The organism is Streptomyces sp. SAI-170, assembly GCF_049739565.1.
Classification (GTDB): domain Bacteria; phylum Actinomycetota; class Actinomycetes; order Streptomycetales; family Streptomycetaceae; genus Streptomyces.
Genome location: NZ_JBMGQD010000001.1, coordinates 8,515,281 through 8,541,564, shown reverse-complemented (window position 1 = coordinate 8,541,564; position 26,284 = coordinate 8,515,281). Strand labels below are relative to the sequence as shown.

The following is a 26,284-nucleotide window of genomic DNA, read 5'->3' as shown; positions in this document are numbered from 1 at the left end:
GGCACCGTAAGGCCCGGTTGTCAGTGGCCTGCGGCATGATCGGATCACGTGACGGCCGGCCCGACAAGGGCGCCCCAAGGCCGTCCCTGAGGAGGGGGCGCTGTGCGTAGGTTGGTCGCAGGCGAGGTGCATGTTGAGAGCGGTCAGATATACGTCGAGAGCGATATGGAACGTGCCAGACCGGACCTCTCCAAGGCTTTCGCAGGCCAGAACGGGGGGTTGTGCGGGGCTGCGGTTCCGGGTGTGATCCTCCTGCTCACTGGGCTGTACACGGGCGGCGTCGGCTTCGTCGTGGAAGTCCACGACGAAGCCCCTGTGCTGGACCCGGCCTGGGAGGACGTGATGGAGGTGTCCTTCCGCCCCGAGTCGGAACGCACACGTTTGGTGCAGGGGGACGGCGAGGCAGCGTGGGAGCTGGGTCTCACCTCGGCCGACTACCGGGTCCGGTACTGCGCCCGGGGGATGGACGAGGGAAGGGAAGTTCCCACCAGAGCGGCCGGGGAGCCCCAGCTGGACAGCTACCTCCTGCAGTTCTGGCCTGCCCCGCCTGGCCCGGACGTCGTGATCCGCCACACCTCGCGGCTGGCCGAGCAACTGCACGGCTACGCGCGCGCGACGGCGCGTACACCCGAGCAGCTTGCCGAGGCCGAACGACTGACTCGCCAGGTGTTCCAACGAGCCGCCGAGGAACGGGCGGAACGGGCCGCCGAGGAGCGTCGGCTGCACTACGAAGAGTGGGAGTGGGGCGGACGGCTGCCGAGCGAGAGACTGCACGGCGCCCGTGAGAGCAATGTCCTCGATCTCCTCCGCTTCGACAGCGACCTGGTGCACGCCCTCGATGCTGTGGGCCCCGAGGTCCAGCGTGCGGTGGCGTCGGTGGCCGCGAGGCGGGCCTGCGAGGCTGCGGGCCTGACCGAGGTGCCGTGGGTCGCCCAGGCGCTCTCCGCGTTGACAGAAGGACGCCCCCTCCCGCCGCCGTTCGACGACACGGAGCGGATGCGGGAGACCCTGCGCTCCGACCCTCGCGTGCCGGACACGTCAGTGCTCGAAGCGATACCTCCCGAGCGGTCTCCGTACGTCCCACCGACATCCGCGGGCACAAAAAGCGAGGTCGTGGTGATGCACCCGGCCGTCACACCGCGCACCCCGGGACTGATCTCACAGCCGCACTTCGCTCTTCCCGCCGTGCTTGCCGCCGCCGGACCCGCCCCGCTCACAGCGGCACTGGACGCGGTGTCACATGCGCTGCACACGTACGGCGAGCACTACCCCGAGCTGCTGGAGGAGATCCGGTCGGTGTGTGCCGAGCGGGTAGGGAGCATCGACGCTGCGCTCCGCATCCGTACCACCCCACCGCGGCTGGTCGACGTCACCGCGGTCGTCCCCCAACTGGCCTCGCTGGCACGCACGGCGACCCGGCTGCATCCCCGCCCCGGTTCGCCCACGCCGCACGACAGCTCCGTCGGCGGGCCACTGCTGTGGCCCGCCGACGAGCCGTGGCCGTACTGCGAGAAACCGCACGAGTGGGACGGAGTGAACCAGATCCTCTCGCCGGACGACGTGCGGCAGCGGCGACGCATCCGGGCAGCAGCGGCGAACCGGCCCGGCGGCGATCCCTCGGTGACCCGGTACACACCCGAGGAGCTGGCGATCGAGGAACGGATCGAGGTCGGCCGCCCATGGCCTGACGGCCCGATCGCCATGCTGCCCGTGGCCCAGTTGTACGTACGCGACGTACCCTTGCTGCGCCCGCCAGGACAGACCGGAGCGGACCTTCTCCAGGTGCTGTGGTGCCCCTTCGACCATCCCGCGCAGCCCGAGACCGCGCTGTTCTGGCGGTCCGCCGCCGCTGTCACCGACATCCTCGAGACACCTCCCGGACCGCCCTCGATCCAGTTCCCCGGCTACCTGCCGGAGCCGTGCCTGCTCGCGCCGGAGCAGATCACCGAATACCCCCACTTCATGGAACTGAGCAAGGAACTCCAACGGCAGCTGGAAGACTGGCGCAGGTGGCAGGCGGCCGGCACCCCGCTGGACACAGCTGACACGCCCTACTCGAAGGCCTATTACGCCGAGTTGTACACGGACAGGCTGTCCACCGCTCCCGGCTGGAAGGTCGGTGGATGGACCCGCTGGGGCCTCACCGATCCCGAGCCCCGGCTCTGTTCCTCATGCGGCACCAAGATGGATCCGCTGCTGACCATCGCCTCGGCCGAATGGAACGCGCACATTCCCGACTGGATTCCCGACCAGGACCAAGCGCGCTCCACGCCGTCCACCACCGATCCCGATCCGTCGAACCCGACCATGCTCGACCTCGCCCGAGGCTACGATCTACAGCTGCACGTCTGCCCGGTATCTCCGGACCATCCGCACATCGAGCTGATCCAGTAAGCCATTTACCCATCAGCGACTGCACCGCCACTGCCGGACTGCAGTAGCGGCCGCTAGGCCGTTTCCTTCGGATCATCTGATCGTTGGTTGAGCTGTGTCGTTGACTGACGCCCAGTGGGCACGCATTGAGCCGTTGCTGCCGGACAGGACGCCGAAGCGGGGTGGGCGGTGGGAGAAGGTCTTCACCGCTCTGCTCGCTCAGGCCGACACCGAAGGTGATCTCGACTGGGTCGTCGCGGTCGACTCCACCTTAGTCCGAGCCCACCAGCACGCCGCTGGGGCTCGTCAAAAGGGGCACCAACCGGCGAGCCGATCGACCATGCCCTCGGCCGGTCCCGCGGCGGGCTGACCACCAAGATCCACCTCGCTGCGGACAGCAGCTGCCGCCCGCTTGCGTTCCTCGTCACACCGGGCAGGCCGGTGACGCACCTGCATTCCCCGAGGTCATGGCCCGCCTACGGGTACCTCGGCCACTCAGCCGGCCCAGGACCACGCCGGTCATGATCCTGGCCGACAAAGTCGGCCGAGGTGGTGTCGGGCAGTGGACCGAGGCGACAGACGGGGGACGGCGGCCATCGGGCATCGTGGAGCCGGTGCCGGAGCCGGAGCGCGCCAAGGAGGTTGACGCCGAGATCACGGAGTCGGCCCATGACGGTGTTGGGGTGTAGGTGGCGGCCGGCGAGGGTGCTGGGGAACATCCAGGGGATGTCGTTCCGGCGCCGGTGCGAAGGCCATTGGCGAACTCGTCCTCGAACGCCCTCCGTCGCTCGTTGCCGATGCCCTCGGGTACAGCCACCAAATCACTCCTCGTCCGAGGCGTAGCGTTGAGCGCCTGAACCCGCACCGGTGAGAGGGCGCAAGCGTCCTGCGAGCAACCGCGCGGTCCTGCCAGGGACTCAGAGTCCGGTGTCTATACCTTGCTCGCGACCACCATGTAGTTCTCGGCCTCAAGATCGAACGTGCTCACTTCCGTCCGGAGTCCGACCCGGTTCAGCTCGACTTCGAGTTCCTCGTACCGGTAGGGCCAGCAGGACAGCAGTTCCGAGCGGACAAGAACCAGCCCAGTCGCATCAACTTGGGCGATCGCAATCTCGATGTGGTGCTCATCCTCCCACTGCGGCGCAATCTCCCAGCGGTAGACCACGACGGCATCGCGACCGTTTCGTCGGACGAGTCGATCCCTGATGTCCAGCCGGGAACCTCTGGCCCTCACGAGTTCCCAAGTGCGGGATGTGAGCACCAAGCGCCCGCCAGGGCGCAGAAGCCGTGACATCGACTCCAGAGCAGCACCCCTGCCTGTCGCGCCCGCGGCATGGTGAAGCGAGTTGCCAACACAGAACACCATGTCGAACGTGTCGTCCTCGAAATGATCGGGCAGCTCTTCCCAGTTCGCCCGCACGGCCCGGACGGAAGTCCCGAACTCCTCAGACAGCTCTGCAGTCCGGCGAACCATCGCTTCGCTGGCGTCAGTTGCGACAACCTGCATGCCACGACCGGCGAGGCCAACCGCCAACTGTCCCGTTCCACACGAACAGTCGAGGACGTGAGCGTTCGACGGCAGGAGACTGAGGACGTCATCGAACGACGCAGCGAACTCGGCGGGAGGCAACTTTGCATCCGAGATGAGCCATTCGTACACCTCGGCAAGCACGTCATATTCCGTCACAACCGCTACCTCCGTCACACAGCAGACTCACGGCGGGACGTCAGTCCATCAGGGGAGCAAGCCGGGCACCAATGGTTTTCGCAAGGACAACCCGTCCGCCCGTGCCGCGGATAGCGCGAGCTGATCCGCTCGATCGTTCGCCGTGTTCGGCGCTTCGGAAAGGCGGAAGACCGCATCGCGCGGGCCACAACGGCCCCGAGGCCCACCCCGTGAAGTAAGGCGGCCAGTTCGGCAAGAGACTGGTCATCATCTGGGCTGACGACGGCGATGCCTACGGCGAGGACGGCTCGCGCGGGCGCGGCATCGCCCACCCCGCCGTCGCTGAGCACCCCCTTTCCCTGCCACGGAGGTGAGTACCTCTTCCATCACGGCGAACGCGGGTCGCCGAAAGACTGGTCATCGACACGGCCGCCGACGGCAGCTGACTCGCCCGTGCCGGCCCCGGAATCCCAGTTAGGACACCAGGTAACAACTAACCGGCCGGTAGCCAGGGCCAATCGACCGTGACGCCCCGACCGTCGTATGCCGACCTGCGGAAACGACCCAGGGGCCCGGGGATCCCCGGGCCAGTAAGAACGGCCTCACCGGGGCGGGTTCAGCTGTGCCTGGTCTCCTAGGCGTCGCCGCGGGCCGGAGCCTCTGTGGTGCTCTCGGCCACGGGCTCAGCAGCGGCGGCGGCACGGCGCTTGCTCCACTTGTCATAGGCCACGGTCCCGGCGATGGCGCCGCCGGTGAGGGCACCGCCGATAAGGGCGCCTTGGGCTCGGTAGAAGTACCGCAGCGCGACGGGGCCGCCGCGCTTGGCTGCTTCCTTGGCCAGTTCCGCATAGGCCCACGCCATGGTGCTACCTCAGTTCGTGTCGCTCGCTCAGAGACGGGTCGATGATCGCAGACGGGCGCACCGCGAGTGGAGCGTTCGCGGATGCTCGTCCGGGAGCGCGCCACTCCTCCACCGAGGGCCCGGCCCCCGCGCCCGCTGCGCGACCCGGACGCGCCGGAGCTGGACGAGGACGACGCCGGCGGCTAGGCGGACCAGTCGTGGCCGGCCAGGGCGGTGATGAGCTTGCGGCCCTGGCTTTGGTCAGCCGCTTCGCGGCCGTCGCGCAGTTGCCAGGGAGCGCGGGGCGATGTCGCGCTGCCCTTGATCACCTTGGCGAACTCGGCGTCGAGCCGCTCCTTGCCGAGCGTCTCCGCGAGCGTGGTCAGGTACTTCACCTGCGCCTCGGTGGCCGGCTCCGTCTTCGCCTTCTCGGGGTGCTCGCGCCGCGGGGCGGGCCTGACGGCTGCGGTGGTCGTACCCGAAGATCGCGCCATCCGGTATCTCCCGGCCGAGCCCGGCCACCGCAGTGAAGCCGTCCTCGTACCTCTTGCCCAGGCCCGACCCGCAGCGCGGGCGGACTCCCGCCGCTTCGGGAAGTGGAAGCGGCGGGATTCGCGAGCGGGTGAGCCATAGGAAGCGGGCCGGTCGTGGGAAGCGGATCAGAGCCCGGCAAGCGGGTCAGTCATGGAACTGGTTCGCAGGCACGGAGAGCCCGTAGTGCTCACGGAGTGTCGTGCCTTCGTACTCCTCGCGGAACAGCCCCTTGCCGCGCAGGATCGGCAGGACGTGTTCGACGAAGGCCGCCAGGCCCGACGGCAGCGCGGGGGCCATGATGTTGAAGCCGTCCGCGGCACCGCCCTCGAACCAGGCGATGATCGTGTCCGCCACCTGCTCGGGTGTGCCGATGAACTCGAAGTGACCGCGGCCGCCCCCGAGTCGGGAGATGATCTCCCGAACCGTCAGCCGCTCGCGCACCGCGAGATCGATGATCAGGTCGGAACGACTCTGCGAGCCCTCCAGCTTCGGCCGCGCCAGGATGAACTCCGGTAGTGGCTGATCGAGTTCGAAGACGGACGGCTCGGTCTCGAACACCGCGGCCAGCTGGCGCAGCCCGTACTCCGGGACGCGCAGCTCGTCGAACTGCCGAGCAAGCGCCCGGGCCTCTTCCTCGGTCGACCCGATGTACGGGACGATGCCCGGCAGGACGATGACGCCGTCCGGGTCGCGCCCCGCGGCCCTGGTTCGTGCCTTGATGTCTGCGTAGAAGGCGGCTGCGCGCTCGTACGTCGTGTGGGCGGTGAAGATCGCCTCGGCGTGGCGGGCCGCGAAGTCCTTGCCGTCCTCGGAGGACCCGGCCTGGACGAGCAGCGGGTGACCCTGCGGCGGACGCTCGACGTTGAGCGGGCCGGCCACCTTGAAGTACCTGCCCCGGTGGCCGAGCCGGTGCAGCAGCGCAGGGTCGGCGTAACGCCCGGTGTCCCGGTCCGCGACGACGGCCTCGGACTCCCAGCTGTCCCACAGCGCCTTGGCGACCTTCAGGAACTCGTCGGCCCGGGCGTAGCGCTCGGCGTGGTCGGGGCGGTTGTCGAGGCCGAAGTTGGCCGCCTCGTCCGCGCCGGCCGAGGTGACGATGTTCCAGCCGGCGCGACCTGCGCTGACGTGGTCGACCGAGGCGAGCCGGCGCGCGAGGTTGTAGGGCTCGTTGTACGTCGACGACACGGTCGCGATGAGGCCGATCCTGCTGGTCGCCTGGGACAGCGCGGTCAGCAGGGTCAGCGGTTCGAGCTGGCCCGGGGGCCGGAACTCGCCGGTACCGATGAGAGCCGGGCCGTCCGCGAGGAACAGCGAGTCGAACTTGGCGCTCTCCGCCAGCTGGGCCAGTTCGATCCAGTGCCGTAGGTCGAAGTCCGCCCTGGGATTGCTGTGCGGGAGCCGCCACGCCGCCTCGTGGTGACCCGCTTCCATGAGGAAGGCGTTGAGGTGCAGCCGCCGTCTCTCGCTCATGAGGTGACCTTCCGTTTCGAGCTGTCGTAACCGGCCGGGAGGAGGTTGTCGACGATCGACGGGACGTCGACCTTCTTGGTGATCTGACCGGCCTCCAGGAAGGCGTCGGCGAGCTTCTGCTCCAGTTCGATGTCCGCCTTCTCCACCGGAGTCACCCGGTTCGAGTAGGCGGCCAGGGACGCCTTGGCGTCGGCCAGCGGGATGCCCTGCTCCTTCGAGAGCGCCTGCGCGTATGTGTCCGGGTTCTTCACGGCCCAGGCGAACTCCCGCGACAGCCTCTTCAGGACGTCTGTGAGAGCCGCACGCTTGGTCTTGTCCTTCAGCGACTTGTCGGTCGCGACGTAGTAGCTGCTCGTCTGGTCGATCGGCGGGAGACCCTTCACCAGGACCCGGGCGCCGTTCTTGACCGCGATCGCCGACTGCGGGTTCCAGATCGACCAGGCGTCCACCTTGCCGGTGTTGAACGCCGTCGCGCCGGCCGCCGGGTCGAGGAAGACCAGCTTCACGTCCTTGGGCTTGAGACCGACGCTCTTCAGCGCGTTCAGGGCCAGTCCGTGGGCCGAACTTCCCTGCGGGACAGCGATCCTCTTGCCCTTGAGGTCGGCGGCCGTCTTCAGCTTCGAGCCCTTCGGCACGATGATGTTCTCCAGCGCCTGTTCGGGTGTGAGCGAGCGGTTGACGGCGACGATCTTGAAGCCGTACTCCTTCGCGGCACCGGTGATCGGCGGTACGTCGCCGACGCTGCCGAGGTCGATGTCGCCTGAGGCCGCTGCCTGCACCAGCGGCGGGCCGTAGGTGAACCGGGCGAACTTCACCTTGTAGGGCGCGTTGTCGAACACGCCGGTGATCTTCGCCAGTTCCTGGCTGCCGTCACCGCCGTTGTCGCCGATGGTGAAGGTGTACTTGCTCCACTCGGGGTGCCCCGCGTCGCTCGCGTCGGCGGCGTTGCTCAGCGGCCCGGGGGTGTCCGACGAGGATCCGCAGGCTGCGAGGGTGCTCGCCAGGGCGAGCGAGCCGACGGCGCTGATGAGTCTCGCGGTTCTCTTTCGCATGGGTTGTCGTGCTTTCTGTGCTGGGTGAAGGTGTTCGGACGGTCAGTGCCGGCCGGCCAGGCCGAGGTCTTCCAGGAGCCGTGTGCGCAGTTCCTCGCGCGTGACGCTCGCTTCGCGGTCCGCGGCGGTGAGGTGCACCTCGTGCGAGGTGCCGATGCGGCCATTGCTCATGACGACGATGCGGTCCGCAAGCGCGATCGCTTCGTCGACGTCGTGGGTGACGAGCAGCATGGCCGCCTGATGCTTGGTCCGCAGTGCGCGTACGAGGTCGTGCATGCGCAGCCGTGTGATCGCGTCAAGGGCGGCGAACGGCTCGTCGAGCAGGACGAGTTCGGGCTCGGAGACCAGCGCCCGCGCCAGCGACACCCGCTGGGCCTCTCCGCCGGAGAGCTCCTTGGGCCACGCCTTCTCACGGCCCGCGAGGCCGACCTCGGCGAGCACGTCGCGGGCCCGCTGCTCAGCGTCGGCCCCGTGCAGGCCGAGCGTGACGTTGCGCAGCACCCGCTGCCATGGCAGCAGCCGGTCGGCCTGGAAGACGATCGCTCTGCGTGCCGGGACCTCCACGCGCCCGCCGTCGGGCCGGTCCAGTCCGGCGAGCAGCCGCAGCAGGGTGCTCTTGCCGCAGCCCGAGGGACCGAGCAGGATCACCAACTCGTCGTCGGCGATGGTGAGGTCGAGGTGGTCGAGCACCACCCGGTCACCGAACTGACGGACCACCTGCTCACCGACGACCCCGGTCTGCCGACGGGGCTCCGTCGCGATCGTGCTGCTCATGACGCCTCATAACCGGGGCGCCACCGCAGCAGCACCCGCTCGAGAGCCCGGACGAACTGGTCGGCGATCAGACCGAGGAGCGAGTAGATCACCAGCCCCACGAAGACCTGGTTGGTCTGGAGATACGTCTGCCCCTGAGTGATGAGGAAGCCAAGTCCCTTGTCCGCGTTCACCGTTTCGGCGGCGACCAGGCCCAGGACGCTGTAGGCGAGGGAGAACCGGAGGCCGACGAGGAACCCCGGCAGGGCTCCGGGCACCAGCACGCGCGTCACCAGACGCCACGTTCCCGCGCCCGTCGTGCGCGCCATCTCGATCAGCCGCTGATCGACGCCCCGGATCGCGGCGAACAGGTTGAGATACATCGGGACACCGGCACCGAAGGAGATCAGCAGCACCTTCGTGAGCTCGTCGATGCCGAACCACACGATCATCAGCGGCAGCACCGCGAGGAGGGGGATCGTGTTGAGCGCCTGCACGAGGCCGTTGAACAGGTACTCACCGCTGCGCAACAGCCCGCCGAGCACCCCGGTGACGATGCCCACCGTCAGACCGATCGCGAGACCGATGCCGGCCCGCTGCAGCGAGATGGCCAAGTCCGGCCCGAGGACGCCCTGTTGCCACAGATCGGCGGCAGATTTCACGATCGCCGTCGGCGCGGGGGCGTACGTCTTCGACACCGCTCCGGCCCGGGCGAGGATCTCCCAGGCGAGGAGGATCGCGACCGGGGTGGTGTAGATGCCCAGCGGCCAGCGCAGGCGGTCGCGGAGTGCGCTGAGCGGCGTCCGGCCGCGGGCGTCGCGCGGCAGGAACACCTCACGTTCCCGCACGCTCGTCGTCTCGGCGTCCGGGCCCTTGGTGACGGCCGGCGCCTCGAGGCCGACCTCGGTCATGCCGCCACCGCCAGCACGCTGCTGTAGTGCGAGGCGTCGCCGACGAGCTGCTCGCTGCGGCGGCCGTCGACACCGGTCGGTACCTCTCCTGCGACCGTCACCCGGTTCAGGCGGCGCGGGTGGTCGTCGTAGTTGTCCACCGCGTAGTGCTGGGTGATCCGGTTGTCGAATATCAGCAGCTGGTTCGGAGACCATGTCCAGCTGAGGATGTTCTCCGGACGGGTCACGTACGACTGGAGGAGGCGCAGCAGATCGGCCGAGTCGCTGCTCGACAGGCCGACGATCCGCTTGGCGAACCCGCCGATGAACAGCCCGCGTTCGCCGGTGAGCGGATGGACTCGCACGACCGGGTGCTCGGCCTCGTAGGGCGTCGAGACGAAGACCCGGTCGTACTCCTGTCGCTGCACCGTCGTGGCCGAAGGCCGGGCGTAGTCGTACTGGTTGGTGTGCACGACGCGCAACGTGTCCGCGAGGGAGCGCAGCGCTTCGGGCAGATCGCGGTAGGCCGCGGCGGCATTGGCAATGAGCGTCTGACCCCCGTAAGGCGTGGTCACGATGGACCGGAGCGTGGTGAGCTGCGGCGGGTTGACCACGAAGGTGACGTCCGTGTGCCACTCGTTGGCCTTGGACGTCGCGCTGTCGACGGCGAGGACGTTCGTCGTGCCGTCGGCGGCCGGCACGTTCGGGTGGGCGGTGGTGAGGTCGCCGAACCACCCGGCCACACGCTCCTGACCGGCGTTGTCGAGCTGCACGTCGTCGAACACGATGGCCTTGTGCTCGTTGAGGGCGTCTCGGAGCGTCGTGACTGTCGAGAGGTCGGGTGGCGCCGCGAGGTCGACGCCCTCGACGACCGCGCCGATGCGGCCGCTGAGCTTACGGATGGACGGAGGCATGAGGGGATCCCTCCCGGGCAGATGGGCACGCCAAGGGGTGCTGGGGAACGGGGAGTCGAGTGAAAGGGGTGGGTGCGGCGCAGGAGTGGTCGACCACACGGAACACCGGACTGGGCCGGCCGGAGAGAAGACGCCTGGTCGCAGGACTGCTACAGCCGCGTTCTCAGTGACCGCGTCGGCGTGCGCGAACAGGCTCCCGGCTCATACGAGAAGGAGATGAGAGGAGAGGGGAGCCCTCAGGAGACGGATCCGACGATCCCTTGCCGCGTCAGCGACAACAAAACGCGCTGGAGACGTGCGCCAGATCGATGTGGCGCCGCCGAGTGAGGTCCACGCGCGGGTTCATAAGACCGGAGTTCAGCAGAGGTCCGCCACGTCGGTCAACAACTTTCCGGACAGGTCTTGCATCGCGGACACGGAGAACGCCTCCGCCTCTTCGTGGAGATCGCACAGGCCGCCGCACTTGCCCCTCACGTGCGCGTCAAGGGCTAGCGTCTGCGCGCCCGCACCGGCCGGTCGTCCGCGCTGGGCCCGCTTCCCTCGATCAGGAGCCTTCCATGGCCGCTTTCCTGCCCGCCACCACCCGTGAGGTCCGCCTCGTCACCGTCCCTGAGGGGCTGCCCGGCCCTGAGCATTTCGCCGTCGTCGAACGGCCGCTGACCGCGCCCGGCCCGGGACAAGTCCTCGTCCGGGGCCGGTACTTCCTTGTCTTCCCCGGGCTGCGCACCCTGATCGGAGCGGAACCCGGGGCCGCACCGCTTCCGCCGATCCGCGCCGATGACGTGCTCTTCGGCCCTGCCGTCGGTGAGGTCGTCGCCGCGGGCGCGGGCAGCCCACTGCAACCGGGAGACGCCGTCACGCACCTGCTCGGGTGGCGCGAGCACGCGCTGCTGGCCGCAGCCGACTGCACACCTGTCGGTGATGTTCTGCCGGACCCGGTCGCCCACCTGTCGTCCGGGGTGGCCGCCTACGGTGCGCTCACGCGGCTTGCCGACATCCGCCCCGGCGACACGGTCCTCGTCACCGGGGCGGCCGGCGCGGTGGGGACCCTGGCCGGTCCGGTCGCCAGGCTGCTGGGCGCCGGAAGGGTCATCGGCACTACCCGTTCCCCGGCCAAGGCCGACCGGCTGCGCACCGAGCTGGGCTACGACGCGGTGGTCGTGCCCGACGGCGGACTCCCCACGCTCACCCGGCAGTTGAGCGCGGCGGCACCCGACGGCATCGACCTCCTGGTGGACACCGTGGGCGGCGAGCAACTGACCGCTGCGCTCAGGGTGGCCCGCCGCGGGGCCCGCTTCGCTCTCGTCGGCGCACTGGCCGGCCAGCTGTCACCGCACCTGGACGGTGACAGCGCGCCGGTGGAGATCGACACCTTCCGCGTCATCACCCAGGGGATCACGCTGCGCGGCTACAGCGGCACGGACCATCCGGGAGTGGCGGAGGAATGGGCCGAACGGTTCGGCGACTGGCTGCGTTCCGGTGCGATCTCCTTTCCGCACGTGCGGATCCCGGGCATCGAACGGGCCCCGCGAGCGTTGCAGGAACTGTTCGAGGGGCGGCACTTCGGCACCGTCGTGGTGGAGCTGCCGTCACACTGAAGCACCGGCGCCGTGTGTCAGAGGCGAGCGGGCGGGCACGGAGTGAGACGAGGTCGGGATGCGGATCGGAGATGCGGCGGCGGCAGCCGGAACCACCCCGCGGGCCCTGCGGTTCTACGAGGAGCGCGGCCTGCTGACCCCGCCGCCGCGCACGGCCACGGGCCAACGCCGCTACGGGCCGGACGACGTGGCCCGCGTCCGCGTCATTCGTGAACTGCTCGCCCTCGGTCTGACCGTCGAGGACCTGCGCGGCATCGCCGACCGCATCCAGCTCCTGGTCGAGGATCCGCAACGGCGCTGTGCCGACAACGACCCCGCCGCCCGCGGCTCCGGCGTGGTCGCACGCCGGCTGGCGGCCATCGACGCCGAGATCGACCGCCTGACCGGCCTGCGCACCCGCCTTGCACGGCAGACGGGACAGGCCTGAGCCGCCGTACGAGGCTTGCTCGCGGCTCGATCCCCCCGGGCCGGACTCACCGGCAGCCGCAGACCAGGCACTGCGCGACGCGGCGGCGTTCGCATGAGCCCGGCCCGCCGAGGCCCCGTGCGACGGCGGGGCCCCGGTACGGGCATGGCCTGCGTTGCGTGGGCACCACGCAGTGGGCGTCGCGCTGCCGGTGAGCGCTCGGAAGGTCAGCGTGGGGCGAGGAGCCGTCCCGCGTTCTGCAGGACGTACCGTGCCACGTTCGTGCCGAGCGTGATCCCCGCCTCGTCGGCCGACCGGGTATGGATACCGGAGAAGACCCGGGCGTCCACGTTCTCGTCCGAGAGCTGCTTCCAGGCGGTGTACGTCCTGGTCACCCCGGGCGCGGTGGGGCTGGTCAGGTCGAACGGGGAGGTCCGCGGCCCGACCAGCGCCGACAGCACGGTCTGCGCGGCACCCGCGTAGGTGTTGTGCCCGCTGGGGTAGTCCGGATGCGCCGGGGTGGTGTGCAGCGGCGTCCAGCCCGGATCGGGGTCGATGGTGCCGGTGCGGATCGCGGTGACGGGACGCCAGCGTTCGTAGGCGTACTTGCTGTCGGAGGTGGCGATCTGTGTGTCCACCAGCGCCACGTGGAAGAGCGCGACCAGCCGCGCCTGCCCGGCGATCCCCTGGCCCGTGCGCGAGAGCGCCACCCGCAGCGGCTCCGTGTAGAGGGTGAGGGAGGAGCCGAGCCAGAAGGTGGCCGTCTTGGTCTGGCGCGCGCTGCGCACCGCGCTGTCCACGGCGCCGTACGCCCGCACCTCCGCGAGGTCGGCGGCGTAGCGCCGGGAGTCGAGGGCGGGCGGCGGGGCGAGCCGGAACTGGTTCTGCGACGTCAGCAGGAACGGCTTGGCGAGACGATTGCCGTACTGCGCCGCCGGTGCGTGGCCGGGTGGCGTCGGCTGCCATACCCCCGGCGCCGCGGGCTGCACGGGATAGGGCGCGTTGACCGAGGCAGGGTCCAGGCCGTCGCCCTCCCTCGACTTCAGGACAAGATCGGCCTGCTTCTCCCCCGCCGCGACGCCCCGCTCCTCAGCCGGGCCATCGGGGATCGCATCGAGGGTCTCCTTGTACGTCGCGTCGAGCTGCTCCGCACGGCTCGGGGCCAGCGTCACCAGCGCACGGTGTACGGCCCCGGCGAGCGCCGCCTCCTGATACGCACCGCGCTCGACTCCCGGGGGCACACTCCGCGTGGCCCTGGCGGCTGCGAGCCAACTGATGGCCCACGTACGGCTGTTGGTGATCTGGGTGGGTGCCCCGGCCGCCGCGATGGTCTCGGCGGTGGCGTCGTACCAGGCGAGGGACGTGGACGTACGACCGGCCGCCGAGGCCTGTGGAACGGCGACGGACGCGGTCAACAGCGCCGCCGCACCCAGGACTACGAGGGCGGGCCGCATTCTGGTCGAACTCACGGAATCTCCTTCGGTTTCGGTAGAGGTGAAAAGGCCGCTGAGGCAGGAAGAGGGCGAGGTGTGGCACCCGCGTCACGTGGGATCAGGTCGATCCTTGGAGCGGGGAACCGCGTCGGCGTGGTGCGCCGACGCGGGGCCGACGGGCGGGACGGCAAGAGCGGCCGGTTGAGGGCGAGAGAAGCTGCCGGCAGAAAGAGAAGAGCGGGAACGCGTGCCGTCGAACGGCGATCAGCAACAGACCTGGTCGAACTGGTCGGCGCGGCGGCCCACCCAGAACGGGTCGAGCAGCACCGTGTGCGCCGTGCCCGTGGTCTCCATGGCCGGATCAAAGCACACCCTGAAAGATGCGTCCACCATGGGTCGCAGCGGGTGAGACGACCATGCGCCCATGGTCGACCTTGACATTCACAGAAAGTCGCTGACAGGCGGAGGCGTTGATGCTCACCGGTGCCACACCCTGCGCGAGAACCTCGGCCTGCGCGCACCCCTCACCCACCGGTCCGCACCGGAGCAACGACAGACGGGCTGAGCCTCCGGGCCGGCCTCTCGCTCATGACTGAGTACACATGACTGACAAGAAGCTGTCACACACGGACCGGAATGCGGGTTCGGCCCAAGCCCGTTCTGAACTGACATGACTGTTGGAGTAGCGCTCAACGCGTCCGACGCACCGAACCAGGTCGACGCCACCGTCCAACTGGCCCAGGACGCCGCGGAGTTCGGTCTCAGGTCGGCCTGGTTCGGGCAGACTTTCGGCGCGGACTCACCCCAGCTCGCGGCGATCGTCGGGCGGGCGGTCCCCGGACTGCAGGTCGGCACCTCCGCGATACCCGTCTTCGGCCGCCACCCCCTGCTGGTCTCCAGCCAGGCCCAGACCGCCCAGGCCGCGACCCACGGCCGCTATCACCTCGGTCTGGCTCTGGGCACGAAACTGCTGACCGAGGCGGGCTTCGGCCTGCCCTTCGATCGGCCCATCGCCCGGCTGCGCGAATTCCTCACCGCCCTGCGGCAGTTGACCGAGACCGGCACGGCCGACTTCCACGGCGAACTGCTCACCGCCACCACCCCGATCCCGGCGCGGGTACCGGGTGCTGAGAGCGGTGTCCCCCTGCTCGTCGCCGCGATGGGGCCACAGGCTCTACGGGCCAGCGGCGAGCTGGCCGACGGGATCCTGCCCTACCTGGCGGGACCGCGCGCCCTGGCGGACCACATCGTGCCCGCCCTGACGGCCGCGGCCGAGGCCGCAGGCCGCCCAGCGCCCAGGATCGTGGCCCTGGTGCCCGGCGTGGTCACGGACGACGTCGATGCTGTGCGGGCCAAGGCCACCGAAGACCTCGCCTTCTACGAACAGATCCCGTCCTACGCACGGGTCATCGAACTCTCCGGCGCTCGACGGGCCGCCGACCTGGCCGTGATCGGCGACGAGAAGACAGTCGAGGCCGAGGTACGCCGTTACCGCGACGCCGGCGCCACCGAGGTCGTGTTCTCGGCCACCGAGATCGCGGGAGAAGCAGACCGCCGACGCACCTGGCGACTCCTCGGCGAACTGGCCGGCTGAGTACACCCGTCGGCTCACCAGCACCCTGCCCGAAGACACCCCCGGCACGAAGGAGATTCCCCATGACCACCGAGGCCACCACCACGGACCTCCATGCCTTCACCGAGACCTGGCTGGAGTGGTACCGCGCCCAGGAGGCCCGGCTCGCCGCCCCGCACGGGTTCCTGGCGATCACCGGCCTGCACTGGCTCGACGACCGACCCCAGCGCTTCCCCGACGCGCCCGGCGCGTGGCGCACCGGTCCCGAAGGCGTCGTCGTAGACCTCGACGAGGGCGAGGAACTGGTCGTCGACGGAACGCCGGTGCGCGGCGAGCACCGCTTCGGCGTGCTTCCCGAGCGCGGCGGCGTAGACGCCGTCTGGAACGACGCCGTCATCGAGGTCGCCAAGCGCGGCGGCCAGGACATCGTGCGTCCCCGGCACCCGGACGCGCCGCTGCGCACCGCTTTCACCGGAACGCCCGCCTACGCCCCCGACCCGCGCTGGGCCGTGACGGGCCGCTACGTCCCCTTCGACACTCCGCGCCCGACCACCGTGGGCGCCGCGGTCGAGGGCCTCGAGCATGTGTACGACGCTCCGGGCCGGGTCGAGTTCGAGCTGGAAGGGCGCCCGCTGTCGCTGACCGCGTTTCCCGGCCCTGGTGCCGGCCGGCTGATGGTGCTGTTCACCGACGCGACCTCCGGGGTCACCACGTACGCCGCCAACCGGGCCCTGTCCCTGGATCCGCCCGCCGCCGACGGCACGGTCGTCCTGGACTTCAACCGCGCCGCGAACCTGCCGTGCGCCTACACGGACCTGGCAACCTGCCCGCTGCCCCCGGCCGAGAACCGGCTGCCGGTGGCGATCGAGGCCGGCCAGAAGATCCCCCGCGAGCGTGGCGGTTCCTGAGGCGGACGTAAGGTGATGTCACGCCGGGTGGACGAGGCGGCTGTCGTACGCGAAGACGACGGCTTGGATCCGGTCGCGGAGTCCGAGTTTCTGGAGGATCCGCCCGAGGTGGGCCTTCACGGTTGCTTCGGCAAGGTGCAGCGCCGCTGCGATCTCGGCGTTCGACAGGCCTTTGCCCACTTTGACGAGGACGTCGCGTTCGCGGGTGCTGAGCCGGCCGAGCCGTTCGAGGTGGTGGTCGGTGCTGGCGCCGTGGGGCAGGTGGTGGCGGACGTTGTCGAGCAGGCGGCGGGTGATCCGTGGAGAGAGGACGGCGTCGCCTGCGGCCACGTTGCGGATTGCTGCGAGGAGTTCCTCGGGCCTGGTGTTCTTCAGCAGGAAGCCGGAGGCTCCGGCGGCGAGTGAGGCGAAGGCGTACTCGTCGAGGTCGAAGGTGGTGAGGATCAGTACCTTGCTCCTGGGGGAGACACGGGTGAGCCGCTGGGTCGCCTCGATTCCGTCCGTCCCAGGCATCCGGACGTCCATGAGGACGACGTCGGGGCGCAGTTCCCGGGTGAGGCGGACGGCCTCGGAGCCGTCCGCGGCTTCGCCGACCGGTGTCATGTCGGGCTGGGCGTCCAGGATCGCGCTGAAGGCCATCCGGAGCAGCGCTTCGTCGTCGGCGATCAGGATGCGGATCGTCATGCGGGTGCTGCTCCGTGGCTGTCGAGGTGGAGGCGGGTGTGGACCTTCCAGCCGCCGCCCGGGAGCGGTCCGGCCCGCAGTGTCCCGCCGTAGGCGGCCGAGCGCTCGCGCATGCCGGGGATGCCCTGGCCTGACGCGCCGGGCGGGGCGTCGCCGGGAGGGTGAGGGCCGGGATCGGGAAGGCGCGGGCGGGCGCCGTTGTCGGTGATGTCCACGGTGACGGTTGCGGCGGAGCACCGTATCCGGACATCGGCGTGGGTGCCGGCGGGGGTGTGTTTGAGGGTGTTGGTCAACGCTTCCTGCACCAGCCGGTAGACAGTCAGTTGGGCGGTGGCCGGCACGTGGGTGTGGCTGCCCAGGACGTTGAGGCGGGTCGGCAGCCCGGCGGTGCGCATCCGGTCGGCGAGGGCATGGAGCTGGGTGATGCCGGGCAGGGGGTGGCGCTGTGCGTCGGGTTCGTCGGCCCGCAGGATGCCGAGCGAGCGCCGCATGTCGGTCAGGGCCTGCCGGCCGGTCTCGGAGACCTGGAGCATCGCGGTGGTGGTCCTGTCGGGTGACCGGTGCTGGGTCTGGACGGCGGCGTCGGTGAGCGCGACCATGACGGACAGGTTGTGGGTGACGATGTCGTGCATCTCGCGGGCGATGCGGGTCCGTTCCTCGGCGACGGCCAGTCGTGCCTGCTGGTCCTGCTGTCGTTCCAGGAGTGCGGCCCGTTCCTCCAGTGCGGCGAGGTAGGCGCGCGTGGTCCGTGCGTTCGTGCCCAAGGCGACGGTGGCGACTACGGTCGCGGTCAGTGCGACGAAGGGGGCCAGGAACGCGCCGCCCGTCGCCCAGCGCAGGCACGCCAACAGGGCTCCGCCCTCCACGACGGCGCCGGCGACGAGCGCCGCGCGCCGACCCGAGTGCGCGGCCACCGCATGCAGGGCCACCAACAGTGCGATGTCCGCCGGCAGTTGGACGTCAGCAAGCCACTGGACGAAGGCTGCGGCGGCGACGGCGCCGAACATCGTGCGCGGGGCCCCGTGCCGCCACAGCAGAGGCAGCGTAAGGGCGGCGGTCAGGGCCGCGGCCTGCGGGAGCTCGTGGGGCGCGCGGGTGGCCGCGACATGGAGCAGGAGTAGGAGCAGGAGCAGGAGTGCCGGCAGGACCGGCGCGGGCGACAGCGCGCGCCGCACGGCCGGCGGCGGCCGCAGGCCGTGGCGCCGGGCGGATCGTGCCGGTTCCGGCCGTCGCGTCGCCTGCCCGGTGGCGGTGACGGCGGTGGCGCGGCCGGTGTCCGGCGGCGGCAGTCCAGCCAGCCTCGTTCGCGGGGCGCGGCCCCGGTGACGTACCGGGTGGGCCCTGCCGGGCCCTGTCGCCGCGTCTGCCATCACCACGTCCCTCTCGATGTCCCTTGTCGTTGCTGCGTCGTGGCGGCCCCCGCACCCCCCGGATCGGGGCTGTCGCCGCGTACGGCCGGAGGTGGGCCGAGGGACAGGTGCCGGCCACGGCCGCCCGCGTCCCCGCGCTGCGGTGGTCCGTCCTGCCACGGTAGGTGGCGGGGCGGCGGCGCACATGCGTCCGGCGTCTGAGGGGCGTCGTGCCGGCGTACGACCGAAGGAGGAGCCCGGATACCTCCTGCGGTCGCACAGCGGCCGCCCTGGCGAGGTGTCCGATGGCGACTGGCGTGGCATGCACAGGAGACCGCGGGCCGATGTGCCACCGAGTGCGCCGCTTCGAGGATGGCGGGGTGACTGAGACAACCGCGGGCCTGCCCATGTCCCTCCCGGAGTTCCTCGCCGTGCTGGGCGCCGTCGCGCTGGTGGTGGCGCGCTGGCTTCCCCCTGCTGCCCGTCCAAGCGTCACGATCGCGGCGGCGGCGGTTTTCACGCTGTTCGCGATCGTGCTGGGTGCGGTGGGGATCCGCTGGCAGTTCCTGCCGGTGCTGGCGGGCGGTGCCGTCGCGCTGCCGCTCGCCCTCTCCCCCGTGCTGCGGCCGCTTCGGCGCCGTCCTGGCAGGCCGGCGTGGCGGGCGCGGTGGTGGCTGGCGTTGCCGGGGACTGCGGTCTGCCTCGGCCTGATCGCCACAGGGCCGGTGGCCGCGTGGGCGTTTCCCGTGCCCGTGTTCCCCGCGCCTTCGGGCTCCTTCGCCGTCGGCACCCGGGTGGTGCAGTGGACCGACCCCCGCCGCCCCGAGACCTTCACCGCCGACCTGGACGACCGGCGCACGGTCGTGGTCCAGCTCTGGTACCCCGCTCAGCAGAGCCCCGCGGGCGTGCAGCGCGCCCAGTACCTCGGTCGCACGGAGCAGGAGGCGCGCACCGTCTCCGACGCCCTCGCCGGTGCCGTCGGCCTGCCCGGCTTCCTGGTCGACGGCGTGCCGCGGGCCCGTACCCGCGCGGTCTTCGATGCCCCGGTGGCCGGTGGGGACGAACGGTTCCCGCTCGTGCTGTTCTCTCCCGGGGCAGGCGGGGTGCGCACCCAGAACACCGCCTGGGCGGAGGAACTGGCCAGCCACGGCTATGTGGTGGCCGCCCTCGACCACCCGTACGACTCTGCCGCGGTCGTCCTGGCCGACGGCCGGACGATCCGCGCCGCGACCGCCTCCACCGGCGACCGGGAGGAGGACGAGGAGCTCGCGGTCGGCTGGACGGCCGTGAGGGCCTCCGACCTCGGCTTCGTCCTCACCCAGCTGGAGAGCCTGGACCGGGGCACGCCCGCAGACCCGTTGACCGGACTCGGTCCCCTGGCTGGGCGCGACCCGCTGGCCGGGCGCCTGGACACCGGCCGGGCCGCGGTGGCCGGCCACTCCATGGGCGGTGCCGCCGCCCTGCAGGCCGCCCGGCAGGACCCCCGGTTCGCCGCCGTCATCGACCTGGACGGCTACCCGCACGGCCCTCTCTCCCCGCCCCTCCACCAGCCCGCGCTAGCGCTCACTCAGGCCATCACCCCGAGCACGGACCCGCGCTACCTGCCCCGCCTCACCGAGGCCCTCGCGTCCAACACCGCGACGAGCTACCGCCTCACCGTCCCCGGCGCCGCCCACCTCACCTTCATGGACGGCCCCCTGTACCTGCCGCCGGTTCCCTCGATCGTCGGCTCCCTGGGCCGAACCGGGAGCACCCGCGTCGTCGCCGCGACCACGCTCGCCTTCCTGGACACCACCCTGCGCCACACGCCCGGCGACCTGGCCGGCGCCCTGTCGGCCTACGGCAGCCTCAGCGTCCACCGCCCGGACGCCCCGCGCTGACCGGCTGCGCCGCGCCGGCCCGTCCGTCCGGCACTGAGCCCGACCCGGCTCGACACCTGGCCCGTCCCTGCGCTGCGGCATGCCGCAGACAGGTCCTCGCCGAGCGGCGGCCGACCGCCGGGGGCAGCACAGCGCCGGTCGGGCCAAGGCCCGCACCACCGTGACGCGGAGGACCATCGTGGGGTGGCGTCCGGCGGCGTGTGTTTCAACCCGGGCGTGCGCATCACCGTCGAGCGCTGAGGCCTCGACAACAGGCCCGGAAACCGGTTCGCCCACAGCAGTCCGGACACTGCCAGCAATCTCATGAGTTGCGGAAGCTACGCACCACGCTCCACGGCGTACGGCAGTTCTGCACCGAGCCGGCGTGACCATCGCCGTCACCGAGGCGCGGGCCGGCCCGGTGGCTACGGCGATCTCGGGCAAGCACGTTGTTCGCGCGCCTGCTACGCCCGCGTCGGCCCGACAACGACGGCGCTCACGAGAAACGTGGAGTCGAGGGGCAGCGCCGGCGTGCCCCGCACGCGCGCGCTCCTCGATGTGGGACGACCTGCAGCTCAGCCTGCCCGCCGTGACCGATTCCCTGCAGAGCGAGACCGTCGCCCTCGCCACCGCCCATGGCCGGAGCGCCCCCATGAACGCATGTCCCGCCTCCCTGGCGCACGAGAGGGAGTTACGCCGCGCACCTGGTCCGCACCGGAACTGTCTGCCCGGCAGCGGGCGGCGCGTTGAAGCGAACGGCCGCCGGTGAAAGACGGAGGTGCCGATGCCATGCCGATCACCTGCTCGCTCCAAGCGCTGAGCTTCACGCCGTCAGACGGGATGTGAGCTCCTCGACGAAGGCGGTCAGGTGGGGTGCGTGCGGCCCCTGGCGGGTGGCGCAGAACCAGGTGCGGGTGAGGGGGCGCGCGCCGATGCGGACCAGGGCGAGGCCGTGGGAGGAGACGTAGGGGGCGGCGACCCAGTTCGGCAGAACCGTCACGCCCTGGCCGCCCGCCACCATTTCGATCACCAGGTCCGTCACCACCGGCATGGTGGTGATCCGGGCAGGGCGGGCCTGCGGGGGCAGCGGGAGCGGGACGGACGGGATGCGGCTTTGGTCGTAGACGTCGTAGAGGACCAGGTCGGCTCCGTCGAAGTCCCGCGCGGTCAGGTGCGGCCGGGTCGCCCACGAGTGGTCGGCCGGGACGACGGCCACCATCTCGTCGTCGAACAGCCGAGTGAGCTCCACCCGGTCCATCTGCCTGTCCGGCTTCGTCACCAGCGCCACATCGACCCGGTCCGCCAGCAGCGCGGGGATCGGAGCGTCGTCGGCCACCGTCTCGATCCGTACGTCCGCGTCGGGGACGCGCTCGCGGAAGGCCCGCAGCACCGGCGGCAGCCACTGCAGGGTGGTGCTGCACTGTGCGGTGAAGCGGATCCGCCGGTCGCGGCCGACGCGCATCTCCCGCAGGTCCCGGGTCGCGGATTCGAGTTCCCCGAGAATCTGTTGTGCCGCGACGAGCATCCGCCTCCCGGCCGGTGTGGGCACCATGTGCCGGCCTCGCCTGTCGAACAGCCGCATGCCCAGCCGGCTCTCCAGGCGGGTCAGCCGCTGGCTGAGGGCCGGCTGGCTGACGTAGAGCTTTTCGGCGGCGGCGGTCAGCGAACCGGCGTCGGCGGTGGCTTCGAGGAGTTCCAGGTCACGCAGGTCCACGTCCATTTCCATAAGCATGGATTATCGCAGGCTTCAACCTCCGTCGTGGTGTTATGGGTTGGGTGGCTCTTACGTTGCTACAGGCATCGGCACACCGCCCCTGCCGCAGCACGAAAGGGCACACCATGAACGTCCGTACCGTCATCGTCACCGGAGCCTCCAGCGGCATCGGCCTCGGCATCGCCCGGGCATTGCTGGAGGACGGGGCCAACGTCGTCCTCGGTGGCCGTGACACCGAGCGCCTCACCAAGGCCGTCGCCGACCTCGGCCACCCCGAGCGCACGGCCCAGGTCGCCGGCACCATCGCCGACCCGGCGACCGGCGAGGCGCTGGTCCGCACCGCCCTCGACCACTTCGGCAGTCTCGACGCCCTCGTCAACAACGCCGGAACCTTCGCCTCCCGCCCCTTCACCGATGTCACCGAGGACGAGCTGGACGGCTTCCTCACGGGCAACCTCAAGGGCACCTATCTCACCACTCAGGCCTTCGTGCGGGCACTTCGCGCCCGGGGCCACGGCGGCAGCATCGTCAACATCGGCACCGTCCTCGTGGACCACGCCCTGGCCGCCTTCCCCGCCTCCGCCCCGGTCGTGAGCAAGGCGGGCGTACACGCCCTGACCACCAGCCTGGCCGCCGAACTCGCCGCCGACGGCATCCGTGTCAACCTCGTCGCCCCCGGCGTCATCCGCACCCCGCTGCACGCGGGCGCCGACGTCGACTCCTTCGGCGGCGTCCACCTCCTGAACCGCGTCGGCGAGGTGACGGAGATCGCGGACGCGGTCCGGTATCTCATCGACGCCGAGTTCGTCACGGGCCACGCCCTGCGCGTGGACGGCGGCCATGTCACCGGCCGCCCCTGACCCCGTCCTCCCTTCTTCCGAAAGGCCCACCACCATGCCGTACGTCAATGTCAAGATCACCCGAGAAGGCGCCACCTCGGCCCAGAAGGCCGAAATCATCGCCGGCGTCACCGACCTCCTCGTCCGCATCCTCGACAAGGACCCCGCCACCACCTTCGTCCTCATCGACGAAGTCGAACTCGAAGACTGGGGCGTCGCCGGCATCACAACCGACCAGTACCGGCGCCAATACCGGGAGGCATGAAACCCCGCCACGGAGTGCAGCGGACCCGGTAGGCCAACCCGGGTGGGGGACGGAAGCCGCCACGGACCGTCCGAAGAAGACCCGGCCGCAGGCGGAACCACCCAGGCGGCGCCCGGGGCCTGGCTCCGAGCGCGGCCTCCGCAGCGCCGTTCCGGACGCGTCGGCACCGCGATCGGCGCCGATCCGCTGCTCGTGCCGCGCCCCTGTCACCGGGCGATCGGCGCGGACGGCGCCTTGCCCGGTCATGCGGCCGGCCTGGACCGGTAGCGGCACCTGCTGATGCTGGAGGGCGTGCTCTGGGAGCTTGCCTGGGCCGCACGCGCGCGGTCGCACGCCATTCGCATCAGCTCCACCGCGCGGTCCAGGTGGTCGGACGCCTCGGGAACGGGCCCGTGGTCCATCTCGATGGCCACTGTCCCCACCCGTGCCCTGGCGACGACATGCTCCCGGAAAGGGGAGTATTCCGGCGTCTCGGCGTCCTGGTCGGCGTAGGTGATCGCCGTGCTCTCGTCGCCGAACGTCGGCATCATCACCGGGGATTCCCGCTCCGTGTCGGGCTCCGCCAACGGCCCCACCGTGATCTGGCTGCCGCGGACCCTGCTCCCATTGATGACCACGCTGCCCGTCGCGTGCGTGACCGGTGCGTTCAGATGGAACGACAGCATGTGTCTCAGGGCGGGTCGGCCCGCAGCTCCTCGTCGAGGACCGCGGCGGCCTCCGCACGCGCCTGCGGCGTAGTCTCGTCGGCCTCCAGCCGGGTCAGCGCCGTCCGCCCGCGCTCCGAGGCTCCAAGCTGCTCGCGTACCACCTGGACCACGGCGGCCCCTGCCTGTTTCCGGTCGCCGTGCCCGTCACGACGGCCGCCAGGACTCCCACCGCCACGGCGGCGAAAGACCATCGCCTGCTACGGGCGCGTCGATCGTCTATGCATCGACGAGCTGGGCTGTGCGCCACGAGGCGCTGATGGATCTCGCGGGATGAGAGGCCCGCCGCCGGTCCTCGCAGGGACCGGTTGAAGCTGGAGGCAGGCTGAACCCCGGGTTGGGGGTGAGGCCGGAAAGCAGCCTCGACAACGTAGGGGCGGACCGACACCACCAGACGGTTCGTGCCCGCAAGCGAAGACGGAATGGGTGCAAGGAAACTGAACCAGTGGTTGACGTCCCGTGAGTCGTCAGCGGCCTGCCAACTCTGGTGGATGGGCCGCTCTGTGGTGCTGGAGAGGGCCATAGCCGATGTACTCTCCTCTCTCGTCGTCCTGAGCCCATGGACGCCGGGAGGCCCGGACCAATACTGCGATCCGCGGTCCGTGGCGATGCCGCCGGGATATACCTGGGCACCGAAGCCGTCACAGAGATCCTCAGTGAACGTGGGAAGCGATCTGGCATCGCCCTTCCCGTCCGGCAGCCGGCCGGACGGCGGGCAGGCGCGACGCCCGCTGATGACGCCAGATCGTGGCGGAGTCGCCGTAGTACTCCGAGGACGGGAAAGCCGTCCGCATGGGGAAGGGCGACAGCGTGATGGCAGCAGTGCTGCATTCGGGGAGGACCGTTGTTGAATAACGACGCGCCGCCAACAACTTGGCCGGGCAGTATGACGGCCGAGCGGCGGGTACTCGATCACCAGCGCAAGCTGCACCGATGGGCAAGGAGCGAGCCGGATCGCCGGTTCGACGATGTGTTCAACTTGGTCTGCGACCGGGCTACTTTGCTGGTGGCCTGGGAGCGGGTGTCCGGCAACCGGGGTGCCAGGACAGCAGGCGTGGATGCGGTCACCCGCTACTACGTCGAAGAGCGTCAAGGTGTGATTCCGTTCCTGGAGGAACTTCGTTCCTCGCTCAAGGACGGGTCCTTCACTGCACTGCCGGTCAAGCAGGCGGTGATCCCCAAGAAGAACGGCAAGGTCCGTTACCTGGGCATCCCGACCCTGCGAGATCGCGTCGCGCAGATGGCGCTCAAACTGGTCCTGGAGCCGATCTTCGAGGTCGATTTCTACCCGTCCAGCTACGGGTATCGGCCCGGACGTCGGGCTCAGGATGCCATCGCCGAGATCCACCACTTCACCCGCAAGCCGTCGACCTACGAGTGGGTCATCGAGGGCGACATCAAGGCTTGCTTCGACAACGTCGACCATCATGTCCTCATGGACCTGGTGGCCGAGCGCGTCAAGGACCGCAAGGTCCTGCGGCTGGTCAGCAGCTTTCTGCGGGCCGGTGTTGTCGAGCTGCAGGGTGGGTTCGCGGAGACCCTGACCGGGACTCCGCAAGGAGGGATCGTCTCTCCGCTGCTGGCCAACATCTATCTCTCCGTACTGGACCGGCATTTCGCGCGGATCTGAGAAACGGAGATGACCCCGCCCTGGCGTCGGCAATATCGACGCCGAATGGGTCGGCCGAACTTCCGGCTGGTGCGGTACGCCGACGACTTCGTGGTGCTCGTGCACGGCACGAAGTCCGAGGCCGAAGCACTCAAGGCGGAGATCGGTGAGCTGCTGGCCCGCAAGCTGAAGATGACCCTCTCGGACGAGAAGACCCACATCACCCACATTGACGACGGCTTTGTCTTCCTGGGCTTTCACATCCAGCGGAGGTCTTGGGGCGACCGGCGCGTCGTGCTCACCATTCCGTCCAAGCAAGCCTTGGCATCGGTGATGCACAAGATCAAGAAACTGACGGGGCGAAGTACGACGTCGCTCTCGTTGGAGGAGGTGCTGCGGACGGTCAACCCGGTTCTGCGGGGCTGGGCTGCCTACTTCCGCTACGGCGTATCAAAGAGGACGTTCGCCTACCTCGGCTGGTATGCGTGGTGGCGAGTGCTCCGCTGGATTCGCTACAAGCGCCCCCACATGACCTGGAAGCAATTGCGGCGCCGCTACTTCGGTGCGGATCGCATCAGTGAGGGCGGTCTCGTCCTCTACAACCCGGCGAAGATGAAGGTCGAGCGTTACCGCTTCCGCGGAGCGCAGATCAGCACGCCATACAACATCGACGAGGTCGATCCGGAGAAGGCTCGCTTTCGCCGGACCAGCCACGACGATGTGGCCTTCGTCGGCCAGGTCAGCGAATACCTCGCCTGACACATCGGATCGCGTGGAGAGCCGGATGCTCGGCCAACGGGCACGTCCGGTTCGGCGGGCGGGGACGGGAAAACCGGCATCGGAAACGGTG

23 protein-coding genes and 3 pseudogenes are annotated in these 26,284 nt (G+C 70.2%); 12 read left to right on the top strand and 14 right to left on the bottom strand.

Features of this window, described 5'->3' with window-relative positions; all coding sequences use genetic code 11:
- The first annotated feature begins 1,338 nt into the window (after window positions 1-1,338).
- Both RKD23_RS38325 and RKD23_RS38320 read left to right on the top strand, forming a co-directional pair.
- Window positions 1,339-2,394 carry a hypothetical protein gene (locus RKD23_RS38325; protein ID WP_424858433.1) on the top strand — a complete coding sequence of 352 codons (1,056 nt, stop codon included), beginning with the start codon at window positions 1,339-1,341 and terminating at the stop codon, window positions 2,392-2,394.
- A 94-nt stretch (window positions 2,395-2,488) separates the two neighbouring features.
- A pseudogene (locus tag RKD23_RS38320) lies at window positions 2,489-2,912 on the top strand (transposase); the annotation flags it as partial.
- Between the two features lie 392 nt (window positions 2,913-3,304).
- Here RKD23_RS38320 and RKD23_RS38315 read toward each other — a convergent pair.
- The 8 genes from RKD23_RS38315 to RKD23_RS38280 all read right to left on the bottom strand — a co-directional run bounded on the left by RKD23_RS38315 (window position 3,305) and on the right by RKD23_RS38280 (window position 10,493).
- Window positions 3,305-4,060, bottom strand: a complete 756-nt coding sequence (locus RKD23_RS38315) for a class I SAM-dependent methyltransferase (RefSeq protein ID WP_424857958.1) — start codon at window positions 4,058-4,060, stop codon at window positions 3,305-3,307.
- Window positions 4,061-4,673: 613 nt separating this feature from the next.
- The gene (locus RKD23_RS38310) at window positions 4,674-4,901 is read right to left on the bottom strand and encodes a hypothetical protein (RefSeq protein ID WP_424857957.1); all 228 of its coding nucleotides are present in this window, start codon (window positions 4,899-4,901) and stop codon (window positions 4,674-4,676) included.
- Window positions 4,902-5,083: 182 nt separating this feature from the next.
- Window positions 5,084-5,374: a hypothetical protein gene (locus tag RKD23_RS38305; protein WP_424857956.1), complete on the bottom strand. Its 291-nt coding sequence runs from the start codon at window positions 5,372-5,374 to the stop codon at window positions 5,084-5,086.
- A gap of 184 nt (window positions 5,375-5,558) precedes the next feature.
- Window positions 5,559-6,884: an LLM class flavin-dependent oxidoreductase gene (locus RKD23_RS38300; protein WP_424857955.1), complete on the bottom strand. Its 1,326-nt coding sequence runs from the start codon at window positions 6,882-6,884 to the stop codon at window positions 5,559-5,561.
- A complete protein-coding gene (locus tag RKD23_RS38295; RefSeq protein WP_424857954.1) occupies window positions 6,881-7,936 on the bottom strand; it encodes an aliphatic sulfonate ABC transporter substrate-binding protein in 1,056 nt (351 codons plus the stop codon). Before RKD23_RS38295 ends, RKD23_RS38300 begins: the two co-directional genes overlap by 4 nt.
- Before the next feature lie 42 nt (window positions 7,937-7,978).
- A complete protein-coding gene (locus RKD23_RS38290) occupies window positions 7,979-8,710 on the bottom strand; it encodes an ABC transporter ATP-binding protein (RefSeq protein ID WP_424857953.1) in 732 nt (243 codons plus the stop codon).
- On the bottom strand, window positions 8,707-9,600 hold the full coding sequence (locus tag RKD23_RS38285) for an ABC transporter permease (protein ID WP_424857952.1): 894 nt from the start codon (window positions 9,598-9,600) through the stop codon (window positions 8,707-8,709). Before RKD23_RS38285 ends, RKD23_RS38290 begins: the two co-directional genes overlap by 4 nt.
- Window positions 9,597-10,493: a TauD/TfdA dioxygenase family protein gene (locus RKD23_RS38280; RefSeq protein WP_424857951.1), complete on the bottom strand. Its 897-nt coding sequence runs from the start codon at window positions 10,491-10,493 to the stop codon at window positions 9,597-9,599. The genes RKD23_RS38285 and RKD23_RS38280 overlap by 4 nt, the downstream gene beginning before the upstream one ends.
- 557 nt (window positions 10,494-11,050) lie before the next feature.
- Between RKD23_RS38280 and RKD23_RS38275 the strand changes: the two genes are divergently transcribed.
- On the top strand, window positions 11,051-12,091 hold the full coding sequence (locus tag RKD23_RS38275) for an MDR family NADP-dependent oxidoreductase (RefSeq protein WP_424857950.1): 1,041 nt from the start codon (window positions 11,051-11,053) through the stop codon (window positions 12,089-12,091).
- Window positions 12,092-12,149: 58 nt separating this feature from the next.
- The gene (locus RKD23_RS38270) at window positions 12,150-12,518 is read left to right on the top strand and encodes a MerR family transcriptional regulator (protein WP_424857949.1); all 369 of its coding nucleotides are present in this window, start codon (window positions 12,150-12,152) and stop codon (window positions 12,516-12,518) included.
- Window positions 12,519-12,724: 206 nt separating this feature from the next.
- On the opposite strand, the gene RKD23_RS38265 is transcribed toward RKD23_RS38270, so the two are convergent.
- On the bottom strand, window positions 12,725-13,966 hold the full coding sequence (locus RKD23_RS38265; RefSeq protein ID WP_424857948.1) for a vanadium-dependent haloperoxidase: 1,242 nt from the start codon (window positions 13,964-13,966) through the stop codon (window positions 12,725-12,727).
- Between the two features lie 634 nt (window positions 13,967-14,600).
- Here RKD23_RS38265 and RKD23_RS38260 point away from each other — a divergent pair.
- Together RKD23_RS38260 and RKD23_RS38255 are read left to right on the top strand one after the other, a co-directional pair.
- Window positions 14,601-15,524, top strand: a complete 924-nt coding sequence (locus tag RKD23_RS38260) for an LLM class F420-dependent oxidoreductase (RefSeq protein ID WP_424857947.1) — start codon at window positions 14,601-14,603, stop codon at window positions 15,522-15,524.
- Between the two features lie 62 nt (window positions 15,525-15,586).
- Window positions 15,587-16,411, top strand: a complete 825-nt coding sequence (locus tag RKD23_RS38255) for a DUF1684 domain-containing protein (RefSeq protein WP_424857946.1) — start codon at window positions 15,587-15,589, stop codon at window positions 16,409-16,411.
- An 18-nt stretch (window positions 16,412-16,429) separates the two neighbouring features.
- Here RKD23_RS38255 and RKD23_RS38250 read toward each other — a convergent pair whose 3' ends face one another.
- Together RKD23_RS38250 and RKD23_RS38245 are read right to left on the bottom strand one after the other, a co-directional pair.
- Complete coding sequence (locus RKD23_RS38250; RefSeq protein ID WP_424857945.1) at window positions 16,430-17,095, bottom strand: response regulator transcription factor; 666 nt, start codon at window positions 17,093-17,095, stop codon at window positions 16,430-16,432.
- A complete protein-coding gene (locus RKD23_RS38245) occupies window positions 17,092-18,465 on the bottom strand; it encodes a sensor histidine kinase (RefSeq protein ID WP_424857944.1) in 1,374 nt (457 codons plus the stop codon). Before RKD23_RS38245 ends, RKD23_RS38250 begins: the two co-directional genes overlap by 4 nt.
- A gap of 323 nt (window positions 18,466-18,788) precedes the next feature.
- Between RKD23_RS38245 and RKD23_RS38240 the strand changes: the two genes are divergently transcribed.
- Window positions 18,789-20,324 carry an alpha/beta hydrolase family protein gene (locus RKD23_RS38240; RefSeq protein ID WP_424857943.1) on the top strand — a complete coding sequence of 512 codons (1,536 nt, stop codon included), beginning with the start codon at window positions 18,789-18,791 and terminating at the stop codon, window positions 20,322-20,324.
- 802 nt (window positions 20,325-21,126) lie between these two features.
- On the opposite strand, the gene RKD23_RS38235 is transcribed toward RKD23_RS38240, so the two are convergent.
- Window positions 21,127-22,023: a LysR family transcriptional regulator gene (locus RKD23_RS38235; protein WP_424857942.1), complete on the bottom strand. Its 897-nt coding sequence runs from the start codon at window positions 22,021-22,023 to the stop codon at window positions 21,127-21,129.
- 119 nt (window positions 22,024-22,142) lie between these two features.
- Here RKD23_RS38235 and RKD23_RS38230 point away from each other — a divergent pair, with 119 nt between their 5' ends.
- From RKD23_RS38230 to RKD23_RS38220, 3 genes and pseudogenes are all read left to right on the top strand, one after another.
- A complete protein-coding gene (locus RKD23_RS38230) occupies window positions 22,143-22,877 on the top strand; it encodes an SDR family NAD(P)-dependent oxidoreductase (protein ID WP_424857941.1) in 735 nt (244 codons plus the stop codon).
- Window positions 22,878-22,911: 34 nt separating this feature from the next.
- A complete protein-coding gene (locus RKD23_RS38225; RefSeq protein ID WP_424857940.1) occupies window positions 22,912-23,121 on the top strand; it encodes a tautomerase family protein in 210 nt (69 codons plus the stop codon).
- Between the two features lie 108 nt (window positions 23,122-23,229).
- A pseudogene (locus RKD23_RS38220) lies at window positions 23,230-23,388 on the top strand (MGMT family protein); the annotation flags it as partial.
- On the opposite strand, the gene RKD23_RS38215 reads toward RKD23_RS38220, so the two are convergent.
- Both RKD23_RS38215 and RKD23_RS38210 read right to left on the bottom strand, forming a co-directional pair.
- A complete protein-coding gene (locus RKD23_RS38215) occupies window positions 23,364-23,786 on the bottom strand; it encodes a hypothetical protein (protein ID WP_424857939.1) in 423 nt (140 codons plus the stop codon). The pseudogene RKD23_RS38220 and the gene RKD23_RS38215 sit on opposite strands and share 25 nt — an antisense overlap.
- 5 nt (window positions 23,787-23,791) lie before the next feature.
- The gene (locus RKD23_RS38210) at window positions 23,792-23,938 is read right to left on the bottom strand and encodes a hypothetical protein (protein ID WP_424857938.1); all 147 of its coding nucleotides are present in this window, start codon (window positions 23,936-23,938) and stop codon (window positions 23,792-23,794) included.
- Window positions 23,939-24,711: 773 nt separating this feature from the next.
- Here RKD23_RS38210 and RKD23_RS38205 point away from each other — a divergent pair.
- A pseudogene (locus RKD23_RS38205) lies at window positions 24,712-25,638 on the top strand (reverse transcriptase domain-containing protein); the annotation flags it as partial.
- A complete protein-coding gene (locus RKD23_RS38200) occupies window positions 25,627-26,193 on the top strand; it encodes a group II intron maturase-specific domain-containing protein (protein WP_424858432.1) in 567 nt (188 codons plus the stop codon). The pseudogene RKD23_RS38205 and the gene RKD23_RS38200, both read left to right, overlap by 12 nt.
- The last annotated feature ends 91 nt before the right edge of the window (window positions 26,194-26,284 follow it).

Coding starts and splice junctions, on each gene's coding strand:
- RKD23_RS38310 (WP_424857957.1), bottom strand. CDS start 4,901: ATGGCGTGGGCCTATGCGGAACTGGCCAAGGAAGCAGCCAAGCGCGGC.
- RKD23_RS38305 (WP_424857956.1), bottom strand. CDS start 5,374: ATGGCGCGATCTTCGGGTACGACCACCGCAGCCGTCAGGCCCGCCCCG.
- RKD23_RS38300 (WP_424857955.1), bottom strand. CDS start 6,884: ATGAGCGAGAGACGGCGGCTGCACCTCAACGCCTTCCTCATGGAAGCG.
- RKD23_RS38295 (WP_424857954.1), bottom strand. CDS start 7,936: ATGCGAAAGAGAACCGCGAGACTCATCAGCGCCGTCGGCTCGCTCGCC.
- RKD23_RS38290 (WP_424857953.1), bottom strand. CDS start 8,710: ATGAGCAGCACGATCGCGACGGAGCCCCGTCGGCAGACCGGGGTCGTC.
- RKD23_RS38285 (WP_424857952.1), bottom strand. CDS start 9,600: ATGACCGAGGTCGGCCTCGAGGCGCCGGCCGTCACCAAGGGCCCGGAC.
- RKD23_RS38280 (WP_424857951.1), bottom strand. CDS start 10,493: ATGCCTCCGTCCATCCGTAAGCTCAGCGGCCGCATCGGCGCGGTCGTC.
- RKD23_RS38275 (WP_424857950.1), top strand. CDS start 11,051: ATGGCCGCTTTCCTGCCCGCCACCACCCGTGAGGTCCGCCTCGTCACC.
- RKD23_RS38270 (WP_424857949.1), top strand. CDS start 12,150: ATGCGGATCGGAGATGCGGCGGCGGCAGCCGGAACCACCCCGCGGGCC.
- RKD23_RS38260 (WP_424857947.1), top strand. CDS start 14,601: ATGACTGTTGGAGTAGCGCTCAACGCGTCCGACGCACCGAACCAGGTC.
- RKD23_RS38255 (WP_424857946.1), top strand. CDS start 15,587: ATGACCACCGAGGCCACCACCACGGACCTCCATGCCTTCACCGAGACC.
- RKD23_RS38250 (WP_424857945.1), bottom strand. CDS start 17,095: ATGACGATCCGCATCCTGATCGCCGACGACGAAGCGCTGCTCCGGATG.
- RKD23_RS38245 (WP_424857944.1), bottom strand. CDS start 18,465: ATGGCAGACGCGGCGACAGGGCCCGGCAGGGCCCACCCGGTACGTCAC.
- RKD23_RS38240 (WP_424857943.1), top strand. CDS start 18,789: ATGTGCCACCGAGTGCGCCGCTTCGAGGATGGCGGGGTGACTGAGACA.
- RKD23_RS38235 (WP_424857942.1), bottom strand. CDS start 22,023: ATGGACGTGGACCTGCGTGACCTGGAACTCCTCGAAGCCACCGCCGAC.
- RKD23_RS38230 (WP_424857941.1), top strand. CDS start 22,143: ATGAACGTCCGTACCGTCATCGTCACCGGAGCCTCCAGCGGCATCGGC.
- RKD23_RS38225 (WP_424857940.1), top strand. CDS start 22,912: ATGCCGTACGTCAATGTCAAGATCACCCGAGAAGGCGCCACCTCGGCC.
- RKD23_RS38215 (WP_424857939.1), bottom strand. CDS start 23,786: ATGCTGTCGTTCCATCTGAACGCACCGGTCACGCACGCGACGGGCAGC.
- RKD23_RS38200 (WP_424858432.1), top strand. CDS start 25,627: ATGACCCTCTCGGACGAGAAGACCCACATCACCCACATTGACGACGGC.